The organism is Chlorobium sp. KB01 (assembly GCF_001975465.1).
Classification (GTDB): Bacteria; Bacteroidota; Chlorobiia; order Chlorobiales; family Chlorobiaceae; genus Chlorobium.
In genome coordinates this window covers 1-24646 of record NZ_MPJE01000042.1, presented here as the reverse complement: position 1 = coordinate 24646, position 24646 = coordinate 1, and the positions used below count along the sequence as shown (strand labels likewise).

The window sequence follows — 24646 nt, the reverse complement described above, 5'->3', positions numbered from 1 at the left end:
CATTACGCCCCAAATTGAACAATCTTATTTGACTGCCCTCCGCAAGAGTGAACTTGTTAGCTCCTTCTGGAGGTTCAGATATAAAGTCCGTCTGATAATTCCAACAGTTAACCATGACTACTTCGAGAAAGATTCACAAGGTTTTTAAAAGCAAACCTGTTACCGAAGGTGCCGGTGTCCATCTGAAACGGGCATTCGGTTTCAACGAAGCACCGCTCTTCGACCCGTTTCTGCTGCTTGATGATTTCCGCTCTGATAATCCGGCAGACTATCTGAAAGGGTTTCCGTGGCACCCGCACCGGGGTATTGAAACCATAACCTATGTGCTTGAAGGCAATGTGGAGCATGGCGACAGCATGGGCAACCGGGGGGTGATCACTGCCGGATCGGTGCAATGGATGACTGCCGGAAGCGGCATCATCCATCAGGAGATGCCCTTTGGAGAAGCGAGCGGACGTATGGGAGGTTTTCAGCTCTGGGCAAACCTTCCCGCATCGCAGAAAATGAGTCCGCCGCGATACCGCGACATCACTGCAGAAGATATTCCGAGAGTAGTTCTTGATAACGGTGTGGAGATCAGTATCATCTGTGGCCGAATAGGCAACACAGCAGGGCCGGTCAGAGACATTGCCATTGATCCGGAGTATCTCGACATCACCATTCCGGCAGGCACATCATACAGCCATCCCGTGATCAAAGGTCACACCGCTTTTGCCTATATAATTGCAGGAAAAGGTGTTTTCGGTCATCAGGAGGAGTCGTTATCTCCTGGAGCCGGAGAGCTTTCCGGAAATGAAACACTGATACAGTTCAGCGATGGCGACACCGTTACCGTTACAACAGAAGCGGAGCCTGTACGATTTCTGCTCATCTCGGGCAAACCGCTCAACGAGCCAGTTGCCTGGTACGGCCCCATCGTGATGAACACCGATACCGAACTCCGTCAGGCTTTCGAAGAGTATCAGAACGGAACATTCCTGAAACACATGACAACGTAAGCGATAAAGGAGACTCTAAAAACTCTCTATGTCGGATAACTGAGTCGAAAGATAGCGCTCCCCTGAATCCGGAAGAATCGTAACAATTTTTTTTCCCCGGTTCTCTTCTCTTCGGGCAATCTGAATAGCCGCCCACACAGCCGCACCCGATGAGATACCTACCAGTATCCCCTCCTTGCGGCTTACCGTTTGGGCTGTCTCAAATGCAGCTTCATTGGTCACCCTGACAATCTCGTCAATAATGTTACGATTCAGCACTTTCGGAATGAAACCCGCCCCAATCCCCTGTATCCGGTGAGGGCCCGGCCTGCCGCCGGAAAGAACAGGGGAAGCATCAGGTTCAACAGCAATAGCTTTGAAACCCGGCTTGCGTGCCTTTATGATTTCCGCAACACCCGTAATTGTTCCTCCGGTACCCACTCCCGAAACGAGAAAATCGACATCACCTGCCGTATCCGCCCATATCTCCTCTGCCGTTGTCTCGCGGTGCACCTGGGGATTCGCCGGATTCTCGAACTGCAGCGGGATGTAACTTCCCGCTATCTGCCGCTGTAACTCCTTTGCTTTATTGACTGCTCCATTCATCCCCTCGGTTCCGGGAGTCAGCACCAGTTCAGCCCCCAGCATTTTAATGAGCTTACGCCGCTCAATTGACATCGTCTCCGGCATCGTCAGGATCAGACGGTAGTTCCGTTCGGCAGCGGCAAATGCCAGACCGATACCCGTATTGCCGGAGGTCGGTTCAATGATCGTTCCGCCGGGTTTCAGTTTTCCGGACCATTCAGCCTCACGAATCATGGCAATACCGATACGGCATTTCACACTGTTCAGGGGATTGAATGACTCGACTTTCCCGAGAATTATCCCCGGCAATCCATCGGAAATTTTTCCGAGACGAACAAGAGGTGTATTGCCGACTGCGGATGTAATGGTATCGTATATTTTACCTCTGAACCGATTTGATTCTGACATATTGTTACTGTTCTGATTCCTGGTTTATTAAATCGAATACTCGCTTTCGTTATCGATATCATATTTCAGGAGTCGGCTGATACGCTCCTGGATATCGGCCAACTCAGGATGATCGCGCCTGCGCGGCCTTGGCACATCAATAGTGAACCGGTTTCTTATCGTACCGGGTGAAGGAGAAAATATGATAATCTCGTCCGAAAGATAGGCCGCTTCAGCAACATCGTGTGTAACGATAACGATGGTAATGCCTGAAGAGTCCAGGAGTTTCAGCAGATCATCCTGCAAACGCTCCCTTGTCAGCAGGTCAACAGCAGCAAATGGCTCATCCATCAAAATCGCCTTCGGCTCAACCGAAAGAGCGCGGGCAAAAGCAAGGCGCTGCCGCATGCCGCCAGAAAGCTGCGAAGGATATTTATGTAACGAAGCGCCAAGACCAACCTTGTTGAGATAAAAAAGCGCCTGTTTCTCCCTCTCTGCACGGCGCAATCCTCGCAATTTGAGCGTGAAGGTTACATTCTGCAACACTGTCATCCATGGAAAGACCGCATAATCCTGAAAGATCATGGCAATATCGTGCTTGGGCCGATCCCGAAAGAGGTCATTGGCAAGCGGAGAGAGAAAACGGTATCTTTTCCGGTAAGCATCCATCTCTGCACGAGTCGACGGCAGGGGCTCAAGAACCCGAACCCCATCAATGAAAACCTCCCCTTCAGACGGGGCCTGCAATCCGGCCAATATTTCAAGAAATGTAGATTTTCCGCACCCGGAAGGTCCAAGCAGGGTAATAATTTTCCCTTTCTCAATAGAGAGCGTAACCGACAAACAGGCGGTGAGCCCCTCGGCAATGCCCTCTTTGTTCACGATTGAAAAAAACTTGCTGATACGTCGTGCTTCTATCATCTCCCCACCTTCCATAACGCGAGTTTCAACTCTGCGAATTTTAAGATTTCAATTGAAAACCAGCCGATCATTCCAAGCACCAGCATACAGACCACCATGGCAGGTATCTGGAAAAAATCTTTTGCCTCCACCAGCAAATAACCGATACCACTCCTTCCACCATACATTTCAGCAATAACAAGCATCACAAGAGCTATGGCTACGCCGGTTTTTACGCTCATGATGATGGCTCCGAGTGCATTCCAGAAATAGATATTGCAGATAAGCGTCAACTCACTTGCTCCGAAAACCCTTGCCGAAGAGAGATAACGGGGATCCGTATCCTTTATTGCCTGATAGGTATTGAAGAGAATCGGATAAAATGCCCCGAGAAATATCAGGTAGATCTGCATGGGAAGACCGATGCCAAAAATAATAATGGTGAGCGGAACCCAGGCAGGGGGCGGTATTGGGGCAAGAATCTGAAACAAAGGCAGAGTGTGCTTGCGTATGGGAAGATTCCACCCCATGAATATCCCTATCGGAATAGCAGTAAACACAGCAATCAAAAGACCGGCAAGAAATTTGCCGAGACTGTAGAGAATGTGGAGCAACAAACCCTTGTTGATCACCATATCCCGGAATGCAAGAGCCACATCGCTCAGGGTAGGCGCCAGAGTGCGCGGAAGGATATCAAACCGCGGAATCACCTCCCAGAGGAGAAGCAGCGGAATGAGCACTTTGATGAACTCACGGGAAAAGAGACTTCCGAACGAGTTTCTCAAAAAAAGCCCCGCCCCTCTTGTCAGTCGGCCAAACCCTTTTGATCCATATTGCTGCTCAACCTGCATGATAATTCATCTGTAATTTATTGATGGCTGACGGTAAAGGCACCTCTATTTATGGTGATCAGTCCCTGAATGCTGCGAAAAAAGTGACAGCAATTGATTGTCAGCCAACTCAAAAGAGGCAAGGGGAAGATCAGCAAAGAGCGTTTCAGGAACATGTTCTGCTCTCGAAAGCGCCGCTCTTAATACGGAAGGGTTCAATGCCGCCGATCCGGTTAAAATCTCCACAAGCGCACGATTGCGGGTCTGTTCTTTTTTCTGCGCAAGCAAAACAAACTCAAGCTGATCAATAACGGGCGGGCAGCACTCGTTACCGGGCTCCATGTCCCATTTCTGAAAAAGAATATTGTGTCCATCACTTATGGCAATCACTGATTTTGATCCTTTGACAATTGCGCCGTGAATCTTTCCCGCATCAAGGGCCGGAATGATTGCGTCCGATGGTAAAAATTGATAATTGACCTGCTTCAGTTGAACCGGATACTTGCTGACAGCCGTCGTGAACTCTTCCAGCAAAGCAGGATTATCAGATGGCACACCAATATGATGTCCGTTTATATCCTGCAACCTGAGAGATGATCCTTTTTTCGTAATGACGGTAACACCATAGGGAAAGGTTACTTTTCCCAACACTACAAGGTTGTCAAAGCCGCTTAATCGGGAAAGCTCAAGAGCTTTTTCCGGCTCAATAAAACCGGCATGGATAGTTCCAGAGAGCAAGGCATAGCCTACATCAGCCGAAGAGTTGAACTTTGCCGCTGTAAACGCTTCCCTGCCTTCATCCCCTTCATCTGCTGCATATAAAAACGCAAGCAGCGGGCTGCCGTTATGGCCAATAATGGCTTTCGGGGAAAAGAGTTTCCGTGTTGATTGAAAAGCAAAAACGACACAAAGAATAACCAGCAACAATGTTACCACTGATAACGGTAAAGCCCATCGGCTTAAACTGTTCTGCTCTTTAGAGTTTACCACAATCACTCTTGTTTCAGTTAAAAAAAGCCCCGCCGGAATTCATGGCCCGGCAGGGCTGAGATTCAAAAAAACCATTATCTGCAACTACCTCCAGGTAATGCCGCGGAACTCTTCTGCATAGAGGCGATTTCCCGGATTTTCCCGGATATTCTGAAGCTCGATCAGTTCATTGCCGAGCAGAAACAGACCGGGCTGATCGATAGTGGTGCGGAATTTCAGTCTGTGGTTTCCATACTTTATAGCCTCAACAGGTGCACCGGTGTATTTCACCGCTATATCGACAATATTCGGAGCAACAGGATTTGACAGAATAAGTGCATTGGCTTCCCCTATCGCCCTGATAAAGGTTTTAAGCTCTTTTGCATTGCTTTTCAGAAAGGTATTCCGGGCATTGATTGTACGGCATGGAATGTTTTCAGCCGCATCCTTGAAGAGCACCTTGTACCCTTTCAACTCCGCAATACTGGCCTGTGGTTCTTCAAGAATGGCACCATCAACCTGCCTTGCTTCAAGTGCTGCAAGTGCCGGGCCTCCGGCCAGTTTCTGAAGATTGAACTGGCCACCGTTTTTTCTTGCCGCAACCGTCAATGCAATGACCGATTCGCATGTAGGTGAAATACCGGCAATATTCTTGCCCTTCAGATCTGAAAGACGGGTAATCGGAGAATCCTTTGGCACAAGCAGTACCGAGGTGCAGGGCTTCTTCACCTGGGAGATGATCTTGATCGGCGCACCATTGGCAATAGCAGCAATAGCAACTGTCGGGCATGACCAGAAAACATCAGCCTGTCCGGATACCACAAGATCTCTTGCGGCTGCCAGATCAGCAACCGGCACGATGGAGACGTCCAGCTTGTGCTTTTTGAAAATCCCCAACTCCTGAGCCACATAGAGGTTGAGGTGATGGGTTGTTTTCGCATCCGCCACAACTATTTTTGCCGGTGCACTGATCGCAGCCTGCTGGCTGGCTATCAACGACAACAGGCCCAATAACAATGCAGCAGGTCTTTTAAGGCTTTTTTTCATTTGCATGGATCATCTTCTGTTTTGTTATAAAAAACTCCATAAACCCAATTAACTTCTGTTGTGAAGTTTGTTAATATTCACTGCACAGGCAATCGCATCTTTACGTTATGACTCGTACCGCAAATGCGGTATTCGAAATACCGCAAGGAGATAAACACGCTATATCCACGTTTACCAATGATCATATAGGGCTGAGATGCACTCCGGAGAGCCGGATTTGAATGTAAAACCGATACTCACATGCCAAAAAGAGTCATGAGAGGATTAATCGCAGTCGCACTGCTCTTCATCCTCTTCGCGGGAGCGCTTGTCCTTCCGGAAAAGGTGTCACCGCAGGCTTATCGGGCAGCCCTTCGTGCTCTGCAATCATACCGGTCACTCCATCCTGAAGAGAACCCCCGTTATCTTGCTGTGGTCGATTACTCGAAGCCCTCTTACCTGAAACGGATGGCTCTTGTTGAGCTGAAAACCGGCAAGCAATCGTTTTACCGGGTGGCACACGGAAAAAACTCCGGAGAGCTCTACGCTCTCAGGTTTTCCGACACTCCGGAGTCAAATATGAGCAGTCTCGGACTGTTCAGGGCTCTTGAAACATACAGCGGAGATCATGGGAAGGCGCTCCGTCTTGATGGGCTTGACAGCACCATGAACGGCAATGCATTCATGCGCGATATTGTGCTGCACTCGGCCGGTTATGTCTCTTTGTTCACCATCATTGAAAACCTTCTGACCTTCAACGGCCCGAGAATCGGCCGGAGCAACGGCTGCTTTGTGGTTGCAAGCGGAGATATTGACGAGGTAGCCGAAAAGCTCTCTGATGACGGGTTTATTTATGCATGGAGAGAAGAGCGGAAAAGAGAATAAAAGCAGAAAGCCCGGAAAAACCGGGCTTTCTGCTTTATGACTGAAGAAACAACTCAATGCATCAAAGTGCGTCAATGATCGCGTTCAGCGTTGCGCTCGGACGCATCGCTTTTTCGGTCTTTGCGTCATCCACATGGTAGTAGCCGCCCATATCGACCGGGCTACCCTGTGCTGCAATCAGCTCCTCATTGATTTTTGCCTCACTGCCGGAAAGCTGTGCTGCGGCCTTTGCAAAACGGGCCTGAAGCTCAGCATCCTTCTTCTGTGCGGCAAGAGCCTCTGCCCAGTAGAGCGCAAGGTAGAAGTGGCTGCCCCGGTTATCGATCTGGCCGACCTTGCGGGCAGGTGACTTGTCGTTATCGAGGAACTTTCCGATTGCCTGATCAAGCGTTTCAGCCAGAACCTGCGCTTTGTCATTGCTGAATGCCTGGGCAAGGTGCTCAAGCGAAGCGGCAAGGGCTGAGAATTCGCCAAGCGAATCCCATCTGAGGTAACCCTCTTTCTGGAACTGCTGAACATGCTTCGGGGCAGAACCACCGGCGCCGGTCTCGAACAGTCCGCCACCATTCATAAGCGGAACAACCGAGAGCATCTTTGCACTGGTACCGAGTTCGATAATCGGGAAGAGGTCGGTAAGGTAGTCGCGAAGGACGTTGCCGGTAACCGAGATGGTATCCTTTCCTGCCCTGATACGCTCAAGAGAGACGCCCATGGCTTCAACAGGGGTAAGAATACGGATATCAAGACCGGTCGTATCGTGCTCCTTGAGATATTTTGTAACCTTTTTAATGATCTCTGCATTATGAGCACGCTTGCTGTCGAGCCAGAAAAGAGCAGGCGCTCCGGTGATCCTTGCCCGGTTGACTGCAAGTTTTACCCAGTCACGAACCGGAGCATCCTTTGCCTGGCACATTCTGAAAATGTCGCCTGTTTCAACCTTCTGCTCAAGTACGGTCGCGCCTGAGGCGTTGACAACCCTGATCGTTCCTTCTGCAGGAGCCATAAACGTTTTATTATGAGAACCGTACTCCTCTGCCTGCTGGGCCATAAGACCGACATTCGGAACACTGCCGATGGTGGAGGGATTAAATGCACCGTGTTTTTTACAATCTTCGATAATCGCCTGGTACATGGTTGCATAACAACGGTCAGGAATCATCGCCTTGGTATCGTGCAGCTTACCATCAGGTCCCCACATCTTGCCAGAGTCACGCACAACAACCGGCATGGATGCATCGACAATGATGTCATTGGGTACATGAAGATTGGTAATACCTTTATCTGAATCAACCATCGCCAGTGCAGGGCGGGTGGCATACACAGCCTGTATGTCCGCTTCGATCTCTGCTCTCTGTGTGTCAGGAAGCTTCTGGATCTTGGCATAGAGATCGCCAAGTCCATTATTGACATTTACACCGAGCTCCTTGATAACGGCGGCATGCTTGTCAAAAACATCCTTGTAGAACACCGTTACGGCATGGCCGAACATGACCGGATCCGAAACCTTCATCATGGTGGCTTTCAGATGCAGCGACAGAAGAATACCTTTCTGTTTTGCATCGGCAATCTGATCGGCATAAAAAGCGCGAAGTGAGCGGACATTCATAACCGAGGCATCAATGATCTCACCGGCAAGCAGCGGTGTGCTCTCTTTGAGAACCGTAACCTTGCCGTCAGCGCCGACAAACTCTATCCTGACATTGTCTGCCTTCTCCATTGTAACGGACTTCTCGCTGCCATAGAAATCACCGGCACTCATGCAGGCAACATGTGATTTGGAATCACTGCTCCATGCTCCCATTTTATGCGGATTCTTTTTGGCATACTCCTTGACTGAAAGCGGAGCACGTCGGTCAGAGTTTCCTTCGCGAAGTACCGGGTTCACTGCGCTTCCAAGCACCTTGGCATAGCGGGCCTGAATCTCTTTCTCGCCGACATTTGCAGGTGCTTCAGGATAATCGGGAACATTGTAACCCTGGCTCTGAAGCTCCTTGATTGCAGCTTTCAACTGGGGAATTGATGCGCTGATATTCGGCAGCTTGATAATGTTGGCCTCAGGCGCCAGTGCAAGTTCACCCAGTTCGGCAAGATAATCCGGAATTTTCTGGTCAGGAGTGAGATTGTCAGGGAAGTTTGCAAGAATCCTTCCGGCAAGAGAGATGTCTTTGGCTTCAACGTCTACACCTGTACCCTTGGCAAATGCCTTGATGATTGGAAGAAGGGAGTAGGTCGCAAGAGCCGGAGCCTCATCAATTTTGGTGTAAATAATTTTTGTTGTTTTTGCCATCTCGGTTGTCGTTTTAAGTATTTGAAGAGAGTTGATTAAGGATAATTGAGAAAAAAACCATAACAATCGACCCGAACCGGACAGAAACCGGAAAAGGCGAATGCAACAATGTTTACTTGTGTAAGCTCCGAAAAGAGAAACATGACACAGCTTGAGATACCGGCTTGATTGCCGGGTGCCGGTCAGGTAGAGGAGCGTAATCCTGATTTAAACCGGAAATATCCCGATTTCCCTTGTAAGCTGTACTGTAAATACGGTAATGTCGGCGTTGAAATAGCTGCTGCCCTGTAATTTACCTTTCAGTGCAGCAACATAACGAGGCGATAAGACCGGAGAGAGCAAAGTCCGGTTCCTCTTCGTTATGCAATACCTGTTGATGCAGGCATAAAAAGACCGCCGTCCACACCACTTGTCCGGGACGGCGGATCATATACCCTTGCAGGAGTATAGTCATCCAGACCTACACGGGCGGCAAGCTCCTTGTCATTGAGGACTTCATGAGCAAGCTTGATCATCGGAATAGTTGCCCCCATGGAGCTGTACCCGCCATCATGGAAAAGGTTCTGCATGGTTACCTTTCGTGAAAGGTCACTCAGGATGGTCATGGCGTACTCTGCACACTCTTCGGCAGAGGCATTCCCCAATGGAGACATGAGATCGCTGTATTCATACATTTTCTCAAACCCCGGAATACCGCTTCCTGCCTTCGTATATGTTGGACTTTGTGAGATCGTATTGATACGGATGGCCCGCTTTGCAAGCCGTGGTCCATAACTGCGAACAATGGATTCAAGCAGCGATTTCGCATCTCCCATATCGGAATAGGTCCAGTAGTTCCGCTGTGATGCTATATAGGAAAGTGCAAGAATACTTGCTCCGTCATTCACTGCTCCGGTCTTCAATGCATAGGAAACAAGCCTGTGCAGCGAGAGACCTGAAACGTCGAGCGTTCTCATGAACCACTCGTAATTAAGCTCTTCATAGGGAAGCTGCTTGCGGATATTCTGCGACATGCCGATAGAGTGAACGATAAAATCCACCGACCCGAATTTCTCTTTCAGCTCAATGAAACAGTTTTCAACATCTTCATTTTTTGATGCGTCACAAACTAATACCGGAGCGTTGCCGCAAATGGCCGAGAGCTCTTCGATATTACCGAAACGCAATGCGGTCGCAACATTGGAAATTGCGATCTGGGCACCTTCCTTGTGGGCATGAACCGCAATCTGCCAGCCGATACTGCTTTCATCAAGCGGACCGAAAACAATGCCTTTCTTTCCTTTCAACAAACCATAGTGCGCTTTCTCGGACATGATATAAGCTGATTCTTTAACAAAGATTTGGGGTAAATTCCCGTTAACTCAACATTTTAAACATTTAAGATACAAGATTCCCTCGAAAACTTAAACTGTTTCCCCTGAATTTTTCATGACTCAAAAAAGGGATGAGCCGCTATATCTTCAATCGCCTCATGGAGCGGAGCTTGTCAAGCATATTTTTATTGACATTCAGCTCGGCATCCTCCTGCTCGGAAGGCTGCTCCTTGAAGATGACACGTAAAAGATTATCCTCCCGAAGATACTCCTCCATCTCAAGACTGTAAAGCGCTCTTGGAAGGGTAATAATCCTCTGGGCCCGGTCAACAGTCACCACAATATCAGTACCCATCCGCTCAACGCTGACATCTTCAGCATCCTTGAGAAAAGGAATTCTGATACAGAGAATTTCACGCTGATCTTCGGTTGCCGGATTTTTCTTGCTCTCTATCCAGAAGTTCTTGCCGGAATAGAAAATCTTGTCAGGCACCTGCTCACCGAAGACCAGCTTGCTGATCTCGTAGAGGGCATCGGCACCGATCGGCTCGGTCCTCTGAAGCTGACAGCGGAAAACGGGAGTAGGATAGAAGGAGTTGTCGATCTCCATCAGGTATTTGCTGTGCAGATCAGCCCAGAATTCAAAATATTCGCCAACAGTTTTTGATGTCGGAAGAATCTTGTTGATCACGATACCGTCAACATTGATCCCGTAGAGATGCACAAAGGTATAGGCCCGTTTGGTCTCAAGAATGGAGAGCTTCTCAGGATTGAGTACCAGCCGGAAGCTGACCTCGGGACTGAGGATAAATTTATTGATATCCTCCATCTGCTTGAGCAGCACATTGACCTCGTTGAAAAAATCATCATCGGGTATGGAGTTTCCGCTCAACGGGCGGGCCAGTGAAGACATGCTTTTATAGAGCTTGAAAAACTGCTTGCCCATGTTTCCGCCAATAATGATCTCCGGATAGGCAAGCAGACGAAGGGTGTTGCCGGTAGGCGAAGTATCAAGCACAATGGCATCCCATCTGCCCGACTGCGCTTCATCAAGCAGGCGGCTCAAGGCAAAAATCTCGTCGAGACCGGGCTGGGTAGTCAGCTCGGTAGCCATTCCGCTGTCAATCCCCTTGTTTTTATAGGAAGTCGAGACAAATTTCTGAAAGCCGGACATGTGCTTTTTAAGCTCATAGACCGTATCAACCTCAAGACCGTAGAGGTTGTTCTCGATTTTCTGCGGGTCGTTGCGACTGATCTTGACATCAAAAACATCCGAAAGTGAGTGCGCCGGATCACTCGACATGATCAGCACTTTCTTGTTCTGCCGGGCCAATGAAACTGCTGTAGATGATGAAACCGTGGTTTTTCCAGTCCCCCCTTTTCCCGAGTAGATGATAATTCTGGGCAGTGACTGGCTTTCTGTTAAATCCCTCGACAACATAAAAACTCCCCTGTTAAAGGTCTGATAAACCTGATAGTGATTCCCTCTGTTTGAAGGAACAGATCAATGTGAGGCAAAGTACCACTTTTCCCCTGCTTAGAGAAACACTATCTTTTTGCGGAGTGCATGATCAAGTTGAACCATAAACTCCTCATGCTCTATTTCAACTGCGCCAAGTTTTCTGAGATGAGGATTCATGATCTGGGCGTCAAGCAGGAGATATCCCTTCATTCTCAAATGATAAACGAGGCGATCAAATGCTACCCGGGAGGCATAGGAGCGAAGGGAAAACATCGACTCCCCGAAAAATGCGCCGCCAATGGCAAGCCCGTAGAGTCCGCCGACCAGTTCACCCTGATACCGGCTTTCAACACTGTGTGCCAGCCCAAGCCGGTAAAGCTTGCGGTATACCTCAATAATCTCAGTGGAGATCCAGGTTTCCGGGTCGTTTTTTCTTGGCGCTGCACACCCGCTGATCACTCCGTCGAAATCACGATCAAATATCACACTGAACTTATTTTTTCTCAGGAGGCGCTGAACATCACGAGAAGGGCGGTAGGCTTCAAGAGAAAAGAGTGCCCTTTTGTGAGGCCGGCACCAGTATGTTTTACCATCATCCGGATCAGCCATGGGGAAAAAGCCCTGGCGGTAGGCCTGAAGCAGTTCGTCGATGCGAATCATCGTTGCTGATTCACTTCGGTTAATGAAACTTCAGAAGCACTTCATCGGGCATCCTTTTGGGAACATGATGAACTCCGTAGCGGTCACGGTAGTATCGAACAGATTCCGGATCGGTCATCTGATCAATGACAACGGTCTCCTGAGGCTTGCCGAGAGCAAGCACCATCAGAATGGAAAAACGTTCAGGAATCTTCAGCAGCTCCATTATACGGTTACGATCAAGAGCAGCAATGATGCAGCCGCCGAGCCCGGACGCTGCAGCGCCAAGCAGAATGGTTTGAGCAGCGATACCGCTGTCGGGGCCAAAATCCTGACTGATCTCCTTGTCACCAAGCATGACGATATATGCCGCCGGACGCTCGCCCTCTGCAGGGCCTGGCCAGTCGGCAAGATAGCCCGCCCAGGAGAGCGAAGGGTAAAGCAAGGCCGCGGTTTCAGGATCACATACCGGTATAAATTTCAGCGGCTGAAGGTTTTTTGCTGAAGGCGTGTAGCATGCAAGCTCAACAAGATCCCGAACCACCTGTTCGGAAACCGGATAACTGCCATCAAATCTTCTGTAGCTGCGGCTGTTGGTTACAAGCTCCCTGAATTGCATCATGGGCACCAAATATTAATTTGTTACGCGATTCGATTGCTTCGTTGGGCGGTGCTCAAAATCCTCAAGTACTCCGTTGTACATTCCGGTTTCTGCGCTGCCTCGCACTCAAACCGCTCAAGACAATTAATAGAGTTGCCTTCATAAGTTCAGTGTGAAAAATTTCCACTCCATGAGGCAGCAGCATATTTCGGCAGCTCCTCCCAATGGCCGCTGCCTATCCATTCAGCAATAAAGTCCACTGATTTTGCATAACGAAGCGGCTCCCGGCATGGCCGCTGCAGCCAGTCGGCAAGCACAGCTCCATCAAGATCGTGCATTGCCATACCATAACCAAGCTCCTCCATGGCAAGGGCATTGGACTCCTGTTCGATCTGGCCGTCAAGCGGTCGGAGCAGGAGCTTTTTGCCGAGGTGAAGCGCCTCGCCCGGAAGCTCAAAACCGGCATTGCAAACCACACCGTCACATTCAAGCAGGTCATCCAGAAAGCCCGATCGGGAGTATGTCCTGAAATGCAGATGACCGTCATCCCGGTCTTCACTCACCTTGCCGTATATGTAAAACTCGAACTGGTCAAAAGGAGTCATCAACACGGTAATATCCTCAATCTCCTCAAAAGGAAGATAGACAAGAACTTTACCCTTGATGACAAGCTTTGCATTTTTCTCATAAAGCGAGGGGGGGATCACCGGAGGAAAAATGGGCTGGTTGAAATGGTGCCAGTGAAGGCCTGCATTATAGCGGGCAGGAGCAAAATTCATCAGAATAAACTTCGCAAGAATATTGCCTTGAGCCAGCGGAATATCATAACCGAAAGCGTACTGGTGACCGAATCCCATGGAGGGAATATTTCTCACTCTTGCCGCCATCGAGGTTACCGGATCAAAATCGGTGATGACCAGTTCCGTACCGGCGGTATCGAGCAGTGCGACATCAGCCATCAATCGAGCAAGATCAAGCTGAATCATGGTATCGATATAGCTCATTTTTCCCTTATGCGAAACCAGCGTCATGCCCTTCATCACCCTGAAGGGCTCGAATATCTCGACCTCCTTCAGCTCTTCGGCTTTTCTGCCGCTGATAATGACATCAACATCATGACCATCCTCCCTGAGCTTTCGCACAAGCTCCCGGCTGCGGCTGATATGGCCGTTTCCGGTTCCCTGGACACCGAAAAGTATCTTCATACGACTGAATATTTATAAAGGGTGCGATCCCGTTTTAACAAGGAGTTACTATTGAATTTTGAGATTCGCATACTGAACCATCAGTGTTTTTTCCCCGGCACTGCGAAAACTGATCCTGACTTTCTGCTTTGCCCCTGTCCCCTGAACATCAAGCACGGTTCCGGGCCCGAAAACCGCATGATGTACCGAGATACCTGAACGAAGTCCCGAACGTGCAAGCTTCGGTTTGTCAAAGGAGCTCGACTGAGTGGCTACAGGAGTTGTCTGCTTCTGCGGGTATCCTCTTGAAAACGAAGGTTCAGTGGAGACCGGCGCATCCCGGAGCGGACGATCCGAAAGAAAAAACCCGCCCTCTGTCTGAACAATAGAGGAGTCGATTTCACTGATAAACACCGATTTCAGACAGTGCTGCGGCTGACCGTAGTGATAGCGACTCTGTGCCCAGGAAAGAAATATCTTCTCCTGAGCTCTGGTAACAGCAACATAAAAAAGTCTGCGCTCCTCCTCAAGCTCTTCGGGTTCCTGGCCGTGAAGGGGAAAGAGCCGCTCCTCAAGACCGGTAACAAAGACAACCGGAAACTCAAGACCTTTGGCGGCATGCACCGTCATCAGAGAGACATAGTTATCCGAATCCTGCGTCTCTTCGTAATCGGAGGCAAGCGATATATTCTCAAGAAAATCTCCAAGTGAGCCTGCATCAGGATTATGATCCGAAAAGTCCCTTGCCATGGAGAGCAGCTCCTGAAGGTTTTCATGACGCGCTAGCGATTCAGGGGTATTTTCAGCCTGAAGCAGCAGCGGAATGGAGGTAAGTGTAAAGAGCTCCGACAGAACATTGTAGACCGTCCCGTTATCGGCAATCTCTTTAAGCGACTCGATAACCGTACTGAATGAAGTGAGCGCCGTCACAAGACGCGCCTGAAAGCCCCCCTCTTCAGCTTTCCGGATTGCTTCATAGAGGCTTACGCCCTCTCTTTCGGCAAAATCCTTGAGCTTGCCGATACTGACATCCCCGATTTTGCGGGGAGGAAAATTGATGATCCGCAACAGTGATTCGCTGTCGCGCTCGTTCAGGATAAAACGGAGATAGGCTACCGCATCCTTGATCTCACGCCTCTTGTAGAAAGAGACACTGCCGAAAATCCTGTAGGGAATCCTGCTCTGGCGCATAACATCCTCAAGCACCCTCGACTGGGCATTGGTGCGGTAAAACACGGCAAAGCTTCTGAACTCATAGCCCTGTTTCATGCGCATTGAGCGGATATGGTCGCCAACTTTTTCGGCTTCATTGCGCTCATTATATGCTTCAAGAAGTGTCAGCGGATCGCCCTCGCTGCGATGTGAAATCAGCTCCTTTTTAATCTGCCGCTGGTTGCGGCTGATAATGCTGTTGGCCGCCTTGAGAATATTGCCCGTACTGCGATAGTTCTCAACCAGCTTGAAGGTCAGGGCATCATGATAGTCATCCTGAAAGTTCAGAATGTTGGAAATATCGGCTCCGCGCCATGAGTAGATTGACTGCGCGTCATCACCAACAACAAAAATATTGCGGTGACGGGCCCCGAGCATCTTTGCAACAAGGTACTGGGCCTTGTTGGTATCCTGATACTCATCAATCATGATATAACGGAAGGCGTCCTGCAGCTCTTCGAGTACGTCGGGATGCTCGTTGAAGAGTTCAATCGGCTTGATGAGCAGGTCATCAAAATCAAGGGCATTGTTCTCCTTGAGCTTCCTTGTATAGAGTTCGTAGACCTGCGCAGCTTTCTGCTGGTTATAATCTCCGGCATTCCGGTGAAATTCAGCTGGAAGAATAAACCCGTTTTTTGCCCGGCTGATCATGCTCTGAATCGTGTTTACAGGAACAGATTCGTGGGAGATATTCAGTTCGGTCATGGCCTGGCGGATCAGGCTCTTGCTGTCGTCACTGTCAAAAATCGAAAAGTTCCGGTCATAACCGATCAGATGAATATAGGTGCGGAGCAGACGGGCAAAAATCGAATGAAACGTCCCGATCCACAAGCCGCTGGAGCTTCCGGCATGGAGCAGCGTATCAACACGATGACGCATCTCCCCTGCTGCCTTGTTGGTAAAGGTAAGCGCAAGAATATTATTGGGGGAAACCCCTTCATTGCTGACAAGATATGCAATACGGTAGGTGATCACCCTTGTTTTTCCGGAACCCGCACCGGCAAGAACCATAACCGGCCCTTCGGTCGCGCTTACGGCATTGCGCTGAACCTCATTGAGATCATGTAAAAAATCCGTCAAAACGTATGAACACCTGTTAACCAAGTTATAGCGCGCCCTTCTTCAGGCCGGAATATAGGCCTCGAAAAAGATGATCAACACTGAAATCTCCAGTTGAATTTCGTATAACTTTACCCTTTTTACAAGCATCAACAAAACAAATCATCATCCATTGCTCCCTCCATACAAAAAGGGGGTATCCCTTTTGAAATTGCAGCCATAAGTACGTATCCCGAACTGCCTGCCGATGCAGGCCGGATGATGTTTTTTGACTGTAAAGAGAGCTGATCACACCTATTATTGCGTTCAGAGTTGCTATATTGGAAACAAACCATTACCCACCAATAACTTCCGTTCCATGTTCCCTCTCGTATACGAAATCAATACAAGAATCTGGCTAAAAAAACTCAGCAAAACCCATAACCGTTCTGTAACCCTCGGAACTGTTCCCGATGAAGAGTTCGACTTCTTTTCTGCATCGGGTTTTGACATGGTCTGGCTGATGGGGGTATGGCAACCCAGTCAGTACAGCAAGGCAATTGCAACTGCACATCCCTGCCTGCGCACCACGTTTCTGGAGCACCTTGTAACTGTTCACCCCGAGGATATAGCATCTTCACCCTATGCCATCCCCTCATACACCGTCAATGAAACCCTCGGGGGAAAAGATGCACTTATCCTCTTTCGCGACAAACTGAACCGGCGCGGCATAAAGCTCATGCTCGATTTTGTTCCGAACCATCTTTCACTCGACAACGAATGGCTCCCGGAACACCCTGAATTTTTCATTCCGGTATCCACCGATGAGATGCGCCATGACCCTGAATCCGGATTTGAATACGCCCGGGACCAATACCTTGCCTATGGCAAAGACCCCTACTTTCCACCCTGGACCGACACCCTTCAGCTCAATTACGCCAGCAAGGCAACGCAGAGCATGATGACCGAAAACCTTTTCAAAATCAGCGAACTCTGCGACGGCGTCAGATGCGATATGGCCATGCTGATTCTGAAAAACGTGTTCAATAAAACCTGGAGCAGTCTAAGCGGAGCAATGCAGGAGGAGTTCTGGTCTGATGCCATTGCAGCGGTTAAACAGCGCCACCCCGACTTTCTTTTTCTCGCAGAATCATACTGGAGCAAGGAGTGGGAGCTCCAGCAGCAGGGATTTGACTACGCCTACGACAAGCCCTTTTATGACTTTATCACCAGTGCACCGGTAAATACGGAAAAACTTGCCGGACATCTTGGTGCCGAATGGGGGTACCAGAAAAAACTCTGCCGGTTCATTGAAAACCATGATGAACCAAGAGCAGCAGGCAGAATAGGCCTGAACAACAAAGCCGCGGCGATGGTTCTCTTCGCAACTCCGGGTATGCATCTCCTGCATCAGGATCAGATGGAGGGGTATCGTCAGAAGATCCCGGTACAGCTTGTCCGGCAGGCTCCTGAACCCGAAAACCGGGCACTTGCAGCATTGTATAAAAAACTTTTTGCCCTGCAGAAAACACCGCTCTTTCAGGAAGGGGGTATTGAACGGCTTGACCTGAATCTGGCAAACAACTCACACTGTCTCGGATTTCACCGCTTTACAGCCGGGGAGCATGCCTTCATTCTGGCCAATTTCAATGCCACCGGTATAGCTCTTGAGTTCCGGCATCCTTCGATTGAGGGAATCACCATCGATATGCTGAACATACTCAGCACCACAACCGAAAATAAATCGAGTGGCATTCATGGTGCTGACCACTCCATTCGCGTTCATCTCTCTCCTCATGAAGCGGTGGTCATATCCTTCCGGAAAGCGCTATGAACAACAACAACAATGAAGGGGTTCGTCCTATGCAATTCACAACCGTCACCATCAAGACCCGAACCGTCAAACCGGTAGAGATCATCGATATCTCCGCCGAAGTTGCCGCTGCACTCTCAGCTTCAAAACTTGATTCCGGACAGGTAACCATTATAAGCCGTCATACCACCGCATTCATCAATATCAACGAAAAAGAGGAGCAGCTGCTTGAGGATATGGAAACATTTCTCAAGCGTCTGGTTCCAAAAGACGGCAACTACCTGCACAATCTCAATCCGGTGGATGGTCGCGACAATGCCCACTCCCATCTTCTGGGACTTTTTATGAACAGCTCTGAAACCATTCCCTTTGCAAAAGGAAAGATGCTTCTCGGAGAGTGGCAGTCAATATTTCTTGTTGAGCTCGATGGACCCCGCCAGGAACGAAGCGTTCTTGTGCAGATCGCCGGAATCTGATTGTTGTATAAATGGCAGGATGCATGGAACCGGGAAGGCTTCTGCATGGTTACATCTTAGAATAAGTACGATAAAATCAAGCAGTAAAACACTATGCCTGAATCAAAGCACACAGCGCCCATACAACCGATGATCCCGCTTTCCGAAATCAACTCTCCGGAAGATCTGAAAAACCTCTCTATCACGCAGCTTCAGGGTGTAGCAGATGAGTGCCGAAACGAGGTCATCAAACTCGTCTCGGTCAACGGAGGTCATTTTGCATCAACGCTTGGCGTGGTGGAGCTGACCGTTGCGCTTCATCATGTATACAGCACTCCTCACGACAAAATCATCTGGGATGTCGGCCATCAGGCCTATGTCCATAAAATTCTCACAGGAAGAAAAGAGCGGATGCAGACAAACCGACAGTACGGCGGTCTTGCCGGATTCCCCAGAATATCGGAGAGTCCGCATGATGCATTCGGTACCGGACACGCCTCGACCTCTATTTCCGCCGCAGCCGGTATCGCCGCAGCAAGAGACCTCGCCGGGGGCACGGAGAAAGTTATCGCCATTATCGGTGACGGCAGCATGACAGGAGGCATGGCCTTTGAAGCCATGAACCACCTCGGAGACCTGAAAAGTGATGTGCTGGTCATCCTGAACGACAACCAGATGGCCATCTCTCCAAGTACCGGAGGGCTGAGAACCCATCTCATCAACATCACCCTCAACAAGACCTACAACAAGGCGCGTAAATTCATCTGGAACTCGATCTCCCTGCTCAACAATGAACTGGGCGATGCGGCTAAAACCGCCGTCAGGAAACTGGAGGATGGATTTAAAGCTGCATTCACTCCCGGAGCATTTTTTGAGGCGCTCGGCTTGAGGTATTTCGGCCCGATTGATGGCAATAACATGGAGCAGCTTGTCAAGGCCCTTAAAGAGATGCAGGAACTTCCCCATCCCAAACTGCTGCATATTATCACGACAAAGGGAAAAGGGTTCATGCCTGCGGAACAGAACCAGAGCAAATGGCATGCTCACAGCGGCGGATTCGATACCACAACCGGTGAAACGCTCAAAAAAGCTGATACATCACTGCCGCCGAAATATCAGGAGGTCTTTGGAGAAGCTCTGGTTGAGCTTGCCCTGAAGGACAACCGGATTACCGCCATAACCGCCGCCATGCCGTCAGGAACTTCGCTGGATCTCTTCCAGGACGCACTGCCGAACCGTTTTTATGATGTCGGTATCGCTGAAGGCCATGCCGTAACGTTCGCCGCAGGGCTGGCCACAGAGGGGTTCAAACCGGTTTTTGCGATCTACTCCACCTTTCTTCAGCGCGCCTATGACCAGTTGATCCATGATGTCGCCCAGCAGAACCTGCATGTCGTATTTGCAATTGACCGGGCCGGACTGGTCGGAGAGGACGGGCCGACCCACCACGGCTCTTTCGATCTCTCCTACCTGCATACCGTACCGGGGCTGGTCATTATGGCTCCGGCAGACGAACAGGAACTGCGAGATATGCTCTACACTGCCCTCTATGACCTGAAAGGCCCGGTAGCCATCCGTTATCCGAGAGGAAACGGCATCGGAATCCCCTTGCGCAAAAATTTCGAATCCGTTACCATTGGAAAAGGTCAGATTGTGCGCGAAGGCAGCGGGCTCGCGCTGCTCTGTATCGGCAACATGACGTCAAAAGGTCTTGAAGTCGCCGAAGTATTGCACAATGAAGGCATTGAGGCCTCGGTTGTCAACATGCGCTTCCTTAAACCGCTCGACACCGCTCTCATTGAAGAGGTGGCCAAACAGTCAACCCATCTGGTGGTGATTGAGGAGAACAGCAGGATCGGCGGACTCGGCAGTGCTGTAATCGACCACCTTAACGCCAAAGGGCTCAATAAACCTGTACTGAAAGTTGCGCTTCCGGATGCATTTGTAACCCACGGAAGCATGAAGGAGCTCTACAGGGAGATCGGTTTTGACACGCCGACCATGGCAGAGAACATCAAGCGATTTTACAAGGGTGAAGAGAGGTGAAAAAGGGGGAGCAGCGCAAGCACTCCCCGCACTGAAAGATTGGCCAGTAATCCGGCAAGGAGATCATCAGCCATAATGCCCCAGCCTCCCGGCATGCGCTGTAATGCATCGACAGGACCCGGTTTAGCGATATCAAAAAAGCGAAAAAAAGCGAAAGCCAGAAGTGCAGGCAGAACTCCTGCAGGCAGTGCAGCAAGGGCAAGCCACTGGCCCGAAAGCTCATCAATGGTGACAATTGAGGGGTCACTGCCGTAACACTCCTCCATCACGAAGCCCGACCAGACTCCGGCAGCAGCCGTCAGCATAACCATCAGCAGGAGAAGAGGGAGTTCACGCAATCCGGGAACAAAGAGGTAGGCAAGCACGGCCGCAATACTGGTAACCGTGCCCGGAGCCACGGGAAAATAACCGATTCCGAAACAGGTGGAAATAATTCTGGCCGCGAGTTGCTTCATGGCATTACCGGTTCTGAAGCGGATTCTGCAAATAAACCTTCCAGTTGCTGACAAGATAGGAGATTCCGGTATAAACGGTAAAAGTCGTGACACCGAGCATGATATAGTCGAGATACTCAGAGAGCAGAAAGGAGTTGATCGTGCGAGAGACACCCTTTCCGGAAAAAGCAGGCTCCTTCATCAGCACCAGCAGCATAATCACATAGACAAATATATTCTGCACCAGGGTTTTGTACTTCGCCTCCATGCTGGTCACCACCGGTCTGTCCTTGATTTCGGCATAAATCCTCAGTCCTGTGATCAGAACGTCTCTGATAATAACAAGAATCGCCATCCAGAGTACCAGATAGCCCATCCAGACATAGAGCAGAAAAGCGGCTGTAATAAGAAATTTGTCGGCAAGCGGATCAAGAAAGGCGCCCAGCCGGGTCGTAACGCCATACTTCCTTGCATGATAGCCATCATAGAGATCTGTAAGGGAGGCAAAAATAAAAACAATGACTCCGATCAGCTGGAGCCAGGGATCAGGCTGCAGGAGGAGGAGAACAAAGACCGGAACGAGCAGAATCCTCAAGACGGTCAGTTGATTGGGTACGGTGAGGAGTTCCTTGTACGTGTCTTTCACAATAATCTTATGGTTAAAAGCCGAAAAAACGGCACAAGGCCAACAGGTGGCACTCTTCGGCACAAGATACGGTTTTGAACCCTGATTTTCAATGCATAGAAAAGATACTCGCTAACAGGCTACTCTAAAATCGTAATGAGTGACTTGCTGTTCAATCCCCGGAGAGGCGAAATATCGGTAGCGCACTCCAGACGAAGTCGGGACCGGGAGAGGATTTCGAGCACCGCCCAACGACGCAATCGAAGCGCGGAAAGGCTCTGCTATAAATCGTAGTGAGCGGTTCGAGGGCAAGGCGGACGGAGCGCAGAAACCGGAGTGTACACCTGAGTACATGAGGATTTCGAGCACCACCCAACGACGCAATCGAATCGCGGAATAGATTTATAACAGAGCCTTCTTATTCGAGTTCTACAATTGTCACTCCGGCCCCCCCCTCTCCCCACTCTCCGAGACGGAAACTTTTGATATTGCGGTGCTTCTGGAGAAACTCCGCGGTTTTCAGGCGCAGGGACCCCGTTCCCTTTCCGTGAACAATGGTCGCGGAGTGGATCCGGTTAAGCCGCATGGCATCAAGAAAGCGGTCGACTTTCATAATGGCCTCGTCACCGGTAAGCCCGCGCAGGTCAAGACGTGTAGACTCAATATCCCCGGTTACTGCCGACCATCCACCTTTTTTCCCCTCCGCTGCCGGTATCCGAAGTTGTTTGCGTGACTGTGTTTTTGAGGTTTTCTCAAGGTTTTTAAGCGATGTGGTCAATCTGAAATTTCCGCACTGCACCACAACGCTGCTCCCCTGGACACTCTCAACCTCACCGGAAGTGTTAGTATCGAGAATCCGGACCAGATCACCTGCCCGAATAGTGTGATCAATTGGAACATCTGTTTCTGCAAGCAGTGCCGACTCACTCTTTACCGCTTCATGCTTTTTCTGCTCCAGCTTTTTTCGAGCCTGCTGCACCGCTTTTTCATCTGCAGGGGCGTTTTTCACCTCATGCAGAATCTCGCGAATCTCCTTGCGTGCATGCTCCACCTCTTTCTGCAGCTCCCTTGATGCTCCGAGCTTCAGCGATCTCTGCTGCTCCCTGAGTCCCACTTCCGCTTGCTGCACATCAATCGTCCTCGCTTCGAGTTCAGCCGTTTCCTCCAGAAGTCGCAGCTTCAGAAGACGGTTCTCTTCAAGCACGCGGTTCAGGTCGTCAAGCATCCGATCAAGCCCGATGCGCTCACCCTTCATGAACCCCTCGGCACGCTCAATCATTGACCGGGGAAACTCCATCCGCTGCATCATGGCAAAGGCAAAACTGTTGCCCGGCAACCCCTTGATAAAGCGGAAAGTCGGCACCAGCCCTGCCCGGTTGAACTCCATGGCGCCGTTGACGACACCTTCGCGTTCATGAGCGTAAGCCTTCAGTTCACCGAGATGAGTGGTTACAATCGTTTTTGCACCTCTATCTATCAGCTCTTCAATCACCGCCCGGGCGATAGCTCCGCCCTCCTCAACATCGGTACCGGCACACAGCTCATCAATCAACACCAGGTCACTGCTGCCAGCCGCTTCAATGATTTTGCGAATCGCGCCAAGGTGGGAGCTGAAGGTCGAAAGATCATTTTCAATGGACTGGTCATCACCGATTTCGATAAAAATATCGCTGAAAAGCGGAAACACCGAACTCTCGCTGCACGGCAGCAGATAGCCGTGAACCAGCATGCAGCAGAGCAGACCGGCGGTTTTCATTGCCACAGACTTGCCGCCTGCATTCGGTCCTGAAATAACAAGAACCCGATCCCCGGCACCCAGATCAAGGTCAAGCGAAAAAACCTCTTTGTGGCGGTGCGAAATAAGCAGCCAGGGATGAAACCCCTTGATAATGCGGAGCGCGTGGCCCTCGGCAATTCCGGGAAGCAGGGAATCTGTTTCCACTGCAAACCTGGCGCGGGCATAGAGAGCATCAAAAAGGCTGAGCAAACCTTCATTATGGCGAAGGTTTTCAAGCTCAAGGCGGATTTCACCGGAGAGCTCCTTCAGAATACGTTCGATCTCGCGCCGCTCGCTGATCTCCAGATCCTGTATCCGGTTGCTGATTTCAAGTGTCTCGGCAGGCTCGATGAAGACGGTCTGACCCGTTCCGGAGTAGTCCTGTATATATCCTGCTATCCTGTATTTATACTCCACCCGCAACCCGAGTGTCAACCGGCCGTTTTTGATGGCCACCGTATCGTCCATCAGCCACCCCTCTGCCTGGCAACGGCGAAGAAGCCGGTCCATCTTCCTTCGAAGCAGTTCACGACTCTCGCCAAGCTCGCGACGAATCATCTGAAGTCCGTCGCTTGCCGTGTCGCGAACCCTGCCCTGCTCATCGATAACCCTGCGAATAGCCGCCTGTATACTCTTTTCAAGCCAGAGCTGAATAGTAAACTCATTGAGCAGCGGATAGACCTCGCGACAGTTGAACATGAACTTGCGCAACTGTACCGATGAATAGAGCAGGTGATAGATATCCTGCAGCTCATCAGGCTCAAGAAAGCTCTCAAGCACCTCAAGTTTTTTAAGCAGCGGCCGGGTATCCGGCAGATATGAAAAAGGAAGAGTCTGCTCCTCCTGTAAAAGATTCCTTAACTCAAGCACCCGTTCAAGCTCCCCGAGCAGCAGCTCCCGCCTCACCTCCGGCACCCGGGCCATAAGCGCATCGCACCCCATCGCCGAGAGACAAAACTTTGCCGTATAGCCGGCAACCCGGTCAAATTCAAGTTTTTTAAGGGTGATTGGGTTCATGGGGAAGCTATGGATTTGCTATCGGATGACATGTTTAGACAGTTTGGGACTGTGCGCATTATAGCAAAATATCACAATCAAAAACAGCACCGGGTTTTATTACAAAGAACCCCGCATCCTCTTTAGGGCACCTCTATTAATTGTCGTGAGCGGTTTGAGTGCGAGGCGGACGGAGCGCAGAAAC

At 50.0% G+C, this 24646-nt stretch carries 20 protein-coding genes; 5 read left to right on the top strand and 15 right to left on the bottom strand.

The window, feature by feature from the left end; genetic code table 11:
• The first annotated feature begins 113 nt into the window (after positions 1 to 113).
• Positions 114 to 998 carry a pirin family protein gene (locus BOO20_RS04570; RefSeq protein WP_076790929.1) on the top strand — a complete coding sequence of 295 codons (885 nt, stop codon included), beginning with the start codon at positions 114 to 116 and terminating at the stop codon, positions 996 to 998.
• 15 nt (positions 999 to 1013) lie between these two features.
• Here BOO20_RS04570 and cysK read toward each other — a convergent pair whose 3' ends face one another.
• From cysK to BOO20_RS04545, 5 genes are all read right to left on the bottom strand, one after another.
• On the bottom strand, positions 1014 to 1970 hold the full coding sequence (gene cysK / locus BOO20_RS04565; protein WP_076790928.1) for a cysteine synthase A: 957 nt from the start codon (positions 1968 to 1970) through the stop codon (positions 1014 to 1016).
• A gap of 27 nt (positions 1971 to 1997) precedes the next feature.
• The gene (locus tag BOO20_RS04560) at positions 1998 to 2870 is read right to left on the bottom strand and encodes an ABC transporter ATP-binding protein (protein ID WP_076790971.1); all 873 of its coding nucleotides are present in this window, start codon (positions 2868 to 2870) and stop codon (positions 1998 to 2000) included.
• On the bottom strand, positions 2867 to 3700 hold the full coding sequence (locus BOO20_RS04555) for an ABC transporter permease (RefSeq protein ID WP_083694547.1): 834 nt from the start codon (positions 3698 to 3700) through the stop codon (positions 2867 to 2869). The genes BOO20_RS04560 and BOO20_RS04555 overlap by 4 nt, the downstream gene beginning before the upstream one ends.
• A 45-nt stretch (positions 3701 to 3745) precedes the next feature.
• Positions 3746 to 4669 (bottom strand): hypothetical protein, encoded by a 924-nt coding sequence (locus BOO20_RS04550; protein WP_144277115.1) that lies wholly within the window; start codon positions 4667 to 4669, stop codon positions 3746 to 3748.
• Between the two features lie 84 nt (positions 4670 to 4753).
• The gene (locus tag BOO20_RS04545) at positions 4754 to 5701 is read right to left on the bottom strand and encodes an ABC transporter substrate-binding protein (protein WP_083694545.1); all 948 of its coding nucleotides are present in this window, start codon (positions 5699 to 5701) and stop codon (positions 4754 to 4756) included.
• A 249-nt stretch (positions 5702 to 5950) separates the two neighbouring features.
• On the opposite strand from BOO20_RS04545, the gene BOO20_RS04540 reads away from it, so the two are divergent.
• The gene (locus tag BOO20_RS04540) at positions 5951 to 6559 is read left to right on the top strand and encodes a murein L,D-transpeptidase catalytic domain family protein (protein WP_144277114.1); all 609 of its coding nucleotides are present in this window, start codon (positions 5951 to 5953) and stop codon (positions 6557 to 6559) included.
• A 61-nt stretch (positions 6560 to 6620) separates the two neighbouring features.
• On the opposite strand, the gene BOO20_RS04535 is transcribed toward BOO20_RS04540, so the two are convergent.
• From BOO20_RS04535 to BOO20_RS04505, 7 genes are all read right to left on the bottom strand, one after another.
• Positions 6621 to 8846, bottom strand: coding sequence for an NADP-dependent isocitrate dehydrogenase (locus BOO20_RS04535; protein WP_076790921.1), 2226 nt, complete (start codon positions 8844 to 8846; stop codon positions 6621 to 6623).
• Positions 8847 to 9205: 359 nt separating this feature from the next.
• A complete protein-coding gene (locus tag BOO20_RS04530) occupies positions 9206 to 10159 on the bottom strand; it encodes an enoyl-ACP reductase (protein WP_233120880.1) in 954 nt (317 codons plus the stop codon).
• A 139-nt stretch (positions 10160 to 10298) separates the two neighbouring features.
• Complete coding sequence (locus tag BOO20_RS04525; protein WP_076790919.1) at positions 10299 to 11600, bottom strand: ArsA family ATPase; 1302 nt, start codon at positions 11598 to 11600, stop codon at positions 10299 to 10301.
• A gap of 96 nt (positions 11601 to 11696) precedes the next feature.
• Positions 11697 to 12281 carry a leucyl/phenylalanyl-tRNA--protein transferase gene (aat, locus tag BOO20_RS04520; protein WP_076790918.1) on the bottom strand — a complete coding sequence of 195 codons (585 nt, stop codon included), beginning with the start codon at positions 12279 to 12281 and terminating at the stop codon, positions 11697 to 11699.
• 19 nt (positions 12282 to 12300) lie between these two features.
• The gene (locus tag BOO20_RS04515; RefSeq protein ID WP_076790969.1) at positions 12301 to 12879 is read right to left on the bottom strand and encodes a nitroreductase family protein; all 579 of its coding nucleotides are present in this window, start codon (positions 12877 to 12879) and stop codon (positions 12301 to 12303) included.
• Between the two features lie 149 nt (positions 12880 to 13028).
• A complete protein-coding gene (locus tag BOO20_RS04510; RefSeq protein ID WP_076790916.1) occupies positions 13029 to 14066 on the bottom strand; it encodes an MJ1255/VC2487 family glycosyltransferase in 1038 nt (345 codons plus the stop codon).
• 48 nt (positions 14067 to 14114) lie between these two features.
• The gene (locus tag BOO20_RS04505) at positions 14115 to 16337 is read right to left on the bottom strand and encodes an ATP-dependent helicase (RefSeq protein WP_076790968.1); all 2223 of its coding nucleotides are present in this window, start codon (positions 16335 to 16337) and stop codon (positions 14115 to 14117) included.
• Positions 16338 to 16674: 337 nt separating this feature from the next.
• On the opposite strand from BOO20_RS04505, the gene BOO20_RS04500 reads away from it, so the two are divergent.
• The 3 genes from BOO20_RS04500 (at position 16675) to dxs (ending at position 20609) form a co-directional block, all read left to right on the top strand.
• Positions 16675 to 18129 carry an alpha-amylase family glycosyl hydrolase gene (locus BOO20_RS04500; RefSeq protein WP_076790914.1) on the top strand — a complete coding sequence of 485 codons (1455 nt, stop codon included), beginning with the start codon at positions 16675 to 16677 and terminating at the stop codon, positions 18127 to 18129.
• Between the two features lie 29 nt (positions 18130 to 18158).
• Entirely contained in the window at positions 18159 to 18584 is a 426-nt protein-coding gene (locus BOO20_RS04495) for a secondary thiamine-phosphate synthase enzyme YjbQ (protein ID WP_006365257.1), read from the top strand.
• A 93-nt stretch (positions 18585 to 18677) separates the two neighbouring features.
• A complete protein-coding gene (dxs, locus tag BOO20_RS04490) occupies positions 18678 to 20609 on the top strand; it encodes a 1-deoxy-D-xylulose-5-phosphate synthase (protein WP_076790913.1) in 1932 nt (643 codons plus the stop codon).
• On the opposite strand, the gene BOO20_RS04485 is transcribed toward dxs, so the two are convergent.
• From BOO20_RS04485 to BOO20_RS04475, 3 genes are all read right to left on the bottom strand, one after another.
• Positions 20588 to 21064, bottom strand: a complete 477-nt coding sequence (locus tag BOO20_RS04485) for a phosphatidylglycerophosphatase A (protein ID WP_076790911.1) — start codon at positions 21062 to 21064, stop codon at positions 20588 to 20590. The genes dxs and BOO20_RS04485 overlap by 22 nt on opposite strands.
• Positions 21065 to 21068: 4 nt before the next feature.
• Positions 21069 to 21689, bottom strand: a complete 621-nt coding sequence (gene pgsA / locus BOO20_RS04480; protein WP_076790966.1) for a CDP-diacylglycerol--glycerol-3-phosphate 3-phosphatidyltransferase — start codon at positions 21687 to 21689, stop codon at positions 21069 to 21071.
• 397 nt (positions 21690 to 22086) lie between these two features.
• Positions 22087 to 24462, bottom strand: coding sequence for an endonuclease MutS2 (locus BOO20_RS04475; RefSeq protein ID WP_076790909.1), 2376 nt, complete (start codon positions 24460 to 24462; stop codon positions 22087 to 22089).
• Positions 24463 to 24646: the final 184 nt, after the last annotated feature.

What these genes read in the sequence shown, in the direction of transcription:
- BOO20_RS04570 (WP_076790929.1), top strand. Translation starts at nt 114, where the DNA reads ATGACTACTTCGAGAAAGATTCACAAGGTTTTTAAAAGCAAACCTGTT.
- cysK (WP_076790928.1), bottom strand. Translation starts at nt 1,970, where the DNA reads ATGTCAGAATCAAATCGGTTCAGAGGTAAAATATACGATACCATTACA.
- BOO20_RS04560 (WP_076790971.1), bottom strand. Translation starts at nt 2,870, where the DNA reads ATGATAGAAGCACGACGTATCAGCAAGTTTTTTTCAATCGTGAACAAA.
- BOO20_RS04555 (WP_083694547.1), bottom strand. Translation starts at nt 3,700, where the DNA reads ATGCAGGTTGAGCAGCAATATGGATCAAAAGGGTTTGGCCGACTGACA.
- BOO20_RS04545 (WP_083694545.1), bottom strand. Translation starts at nt 5,701, where the DNA reads ATGCAAATGAAAAAAAGCCTTAAAAGACCTGCTGCATTGTTATTGGGC.
- BOO20_RS04540 (WP_144277114.1), top strand. Translation starts at nt 5,951, where the DNA reads ATGAGAGGATTAATCGCAGTCGCACTGCTCTTCATCCTCTTCGCGGGA.
- BOO20_RS04535 (WP_076790921.1), bottom strand. Translation starts at nt 8,846, where the DNA reads ATGGCAAAAACAACAAAAATTATTTACACCAAAATTGATGAGGCTCCG.
- BOO20_RS04530 (WP_233120880.1), bottom strand. Translation starts at nt 10,159, where the DNA reads ATGTCCGAGAAAGCGCACTATGGTTTGTTGAAAGGAAAGAAAGGCATT.
- BOO20_RS04525 (WP_076790919.1), bottom strand. Translation starts at nt 11,600, where the DNA reads ATGTTGTCGAGGGATTTAACAGAAAGCCAGTCACTGCCCAGAATTATC.
- aat (WP_076790918.1), bottom strand. Translation starts at nt 12,281, where the DNA reads ATGATTCGCATCGACGAACTGCTTCAGGCCTACCGCCAGGGCTTTTTC.
- BOO20_RS04515 (WP_076790969.1), bottom strand. Translation starts at nt 12,879, where the DNA reads ATGCAATTCAGGGAGCTTGTAACCAACAGCCGCAGCTACAGAAGATTT.
- BOO20_RS04510 (WP_076790916.1), bottom strand. Translation starts at nt 14,066, where the DNA reads ATGAAGATACTTTTCGGTGTCCAGGGAACCGGAAACGGCCATATCAGC.
- BOO20_RS04500 (WP_076790914.1), top strand. Translation starts at nt 16,675, where the DNA reads ATGTTCCCTCTCGTATACGAAATCAATACAAGAATCTGGCTAAAAAAA.
- BOO20_RS04495 (WP_006365257.1), top strand. Translation starts at nt 18,159, where the DNA reads ATGCAATTCACAACCGTCACCATCAAGACCCGAACCGTCAAACCGGTA.
- dxs (WP_076790913.1), top strand. Translation starts at nt 18,678, where the DNA reads ATGCCTGAATCAAAGCACACAGCGCCCATACAACCGATGATCCCGCTT.
- BOO20_RS04485 (WP_076790911.1), bottom strand. Translation starts at nt 21,064, where the DNA reads ATGAAGCAACTCGCGGCCAGAATTATTTCCACCTGTTTCGGAATCGGT.
- BOO20_RS04475 (WP_076790909.1), bottom strand. Translation starts at nt 24,462, where the DNA reads ATGAACCCAATCACCCTTAAAAAACTTGAATTTGACCGGGTTGCCGGC.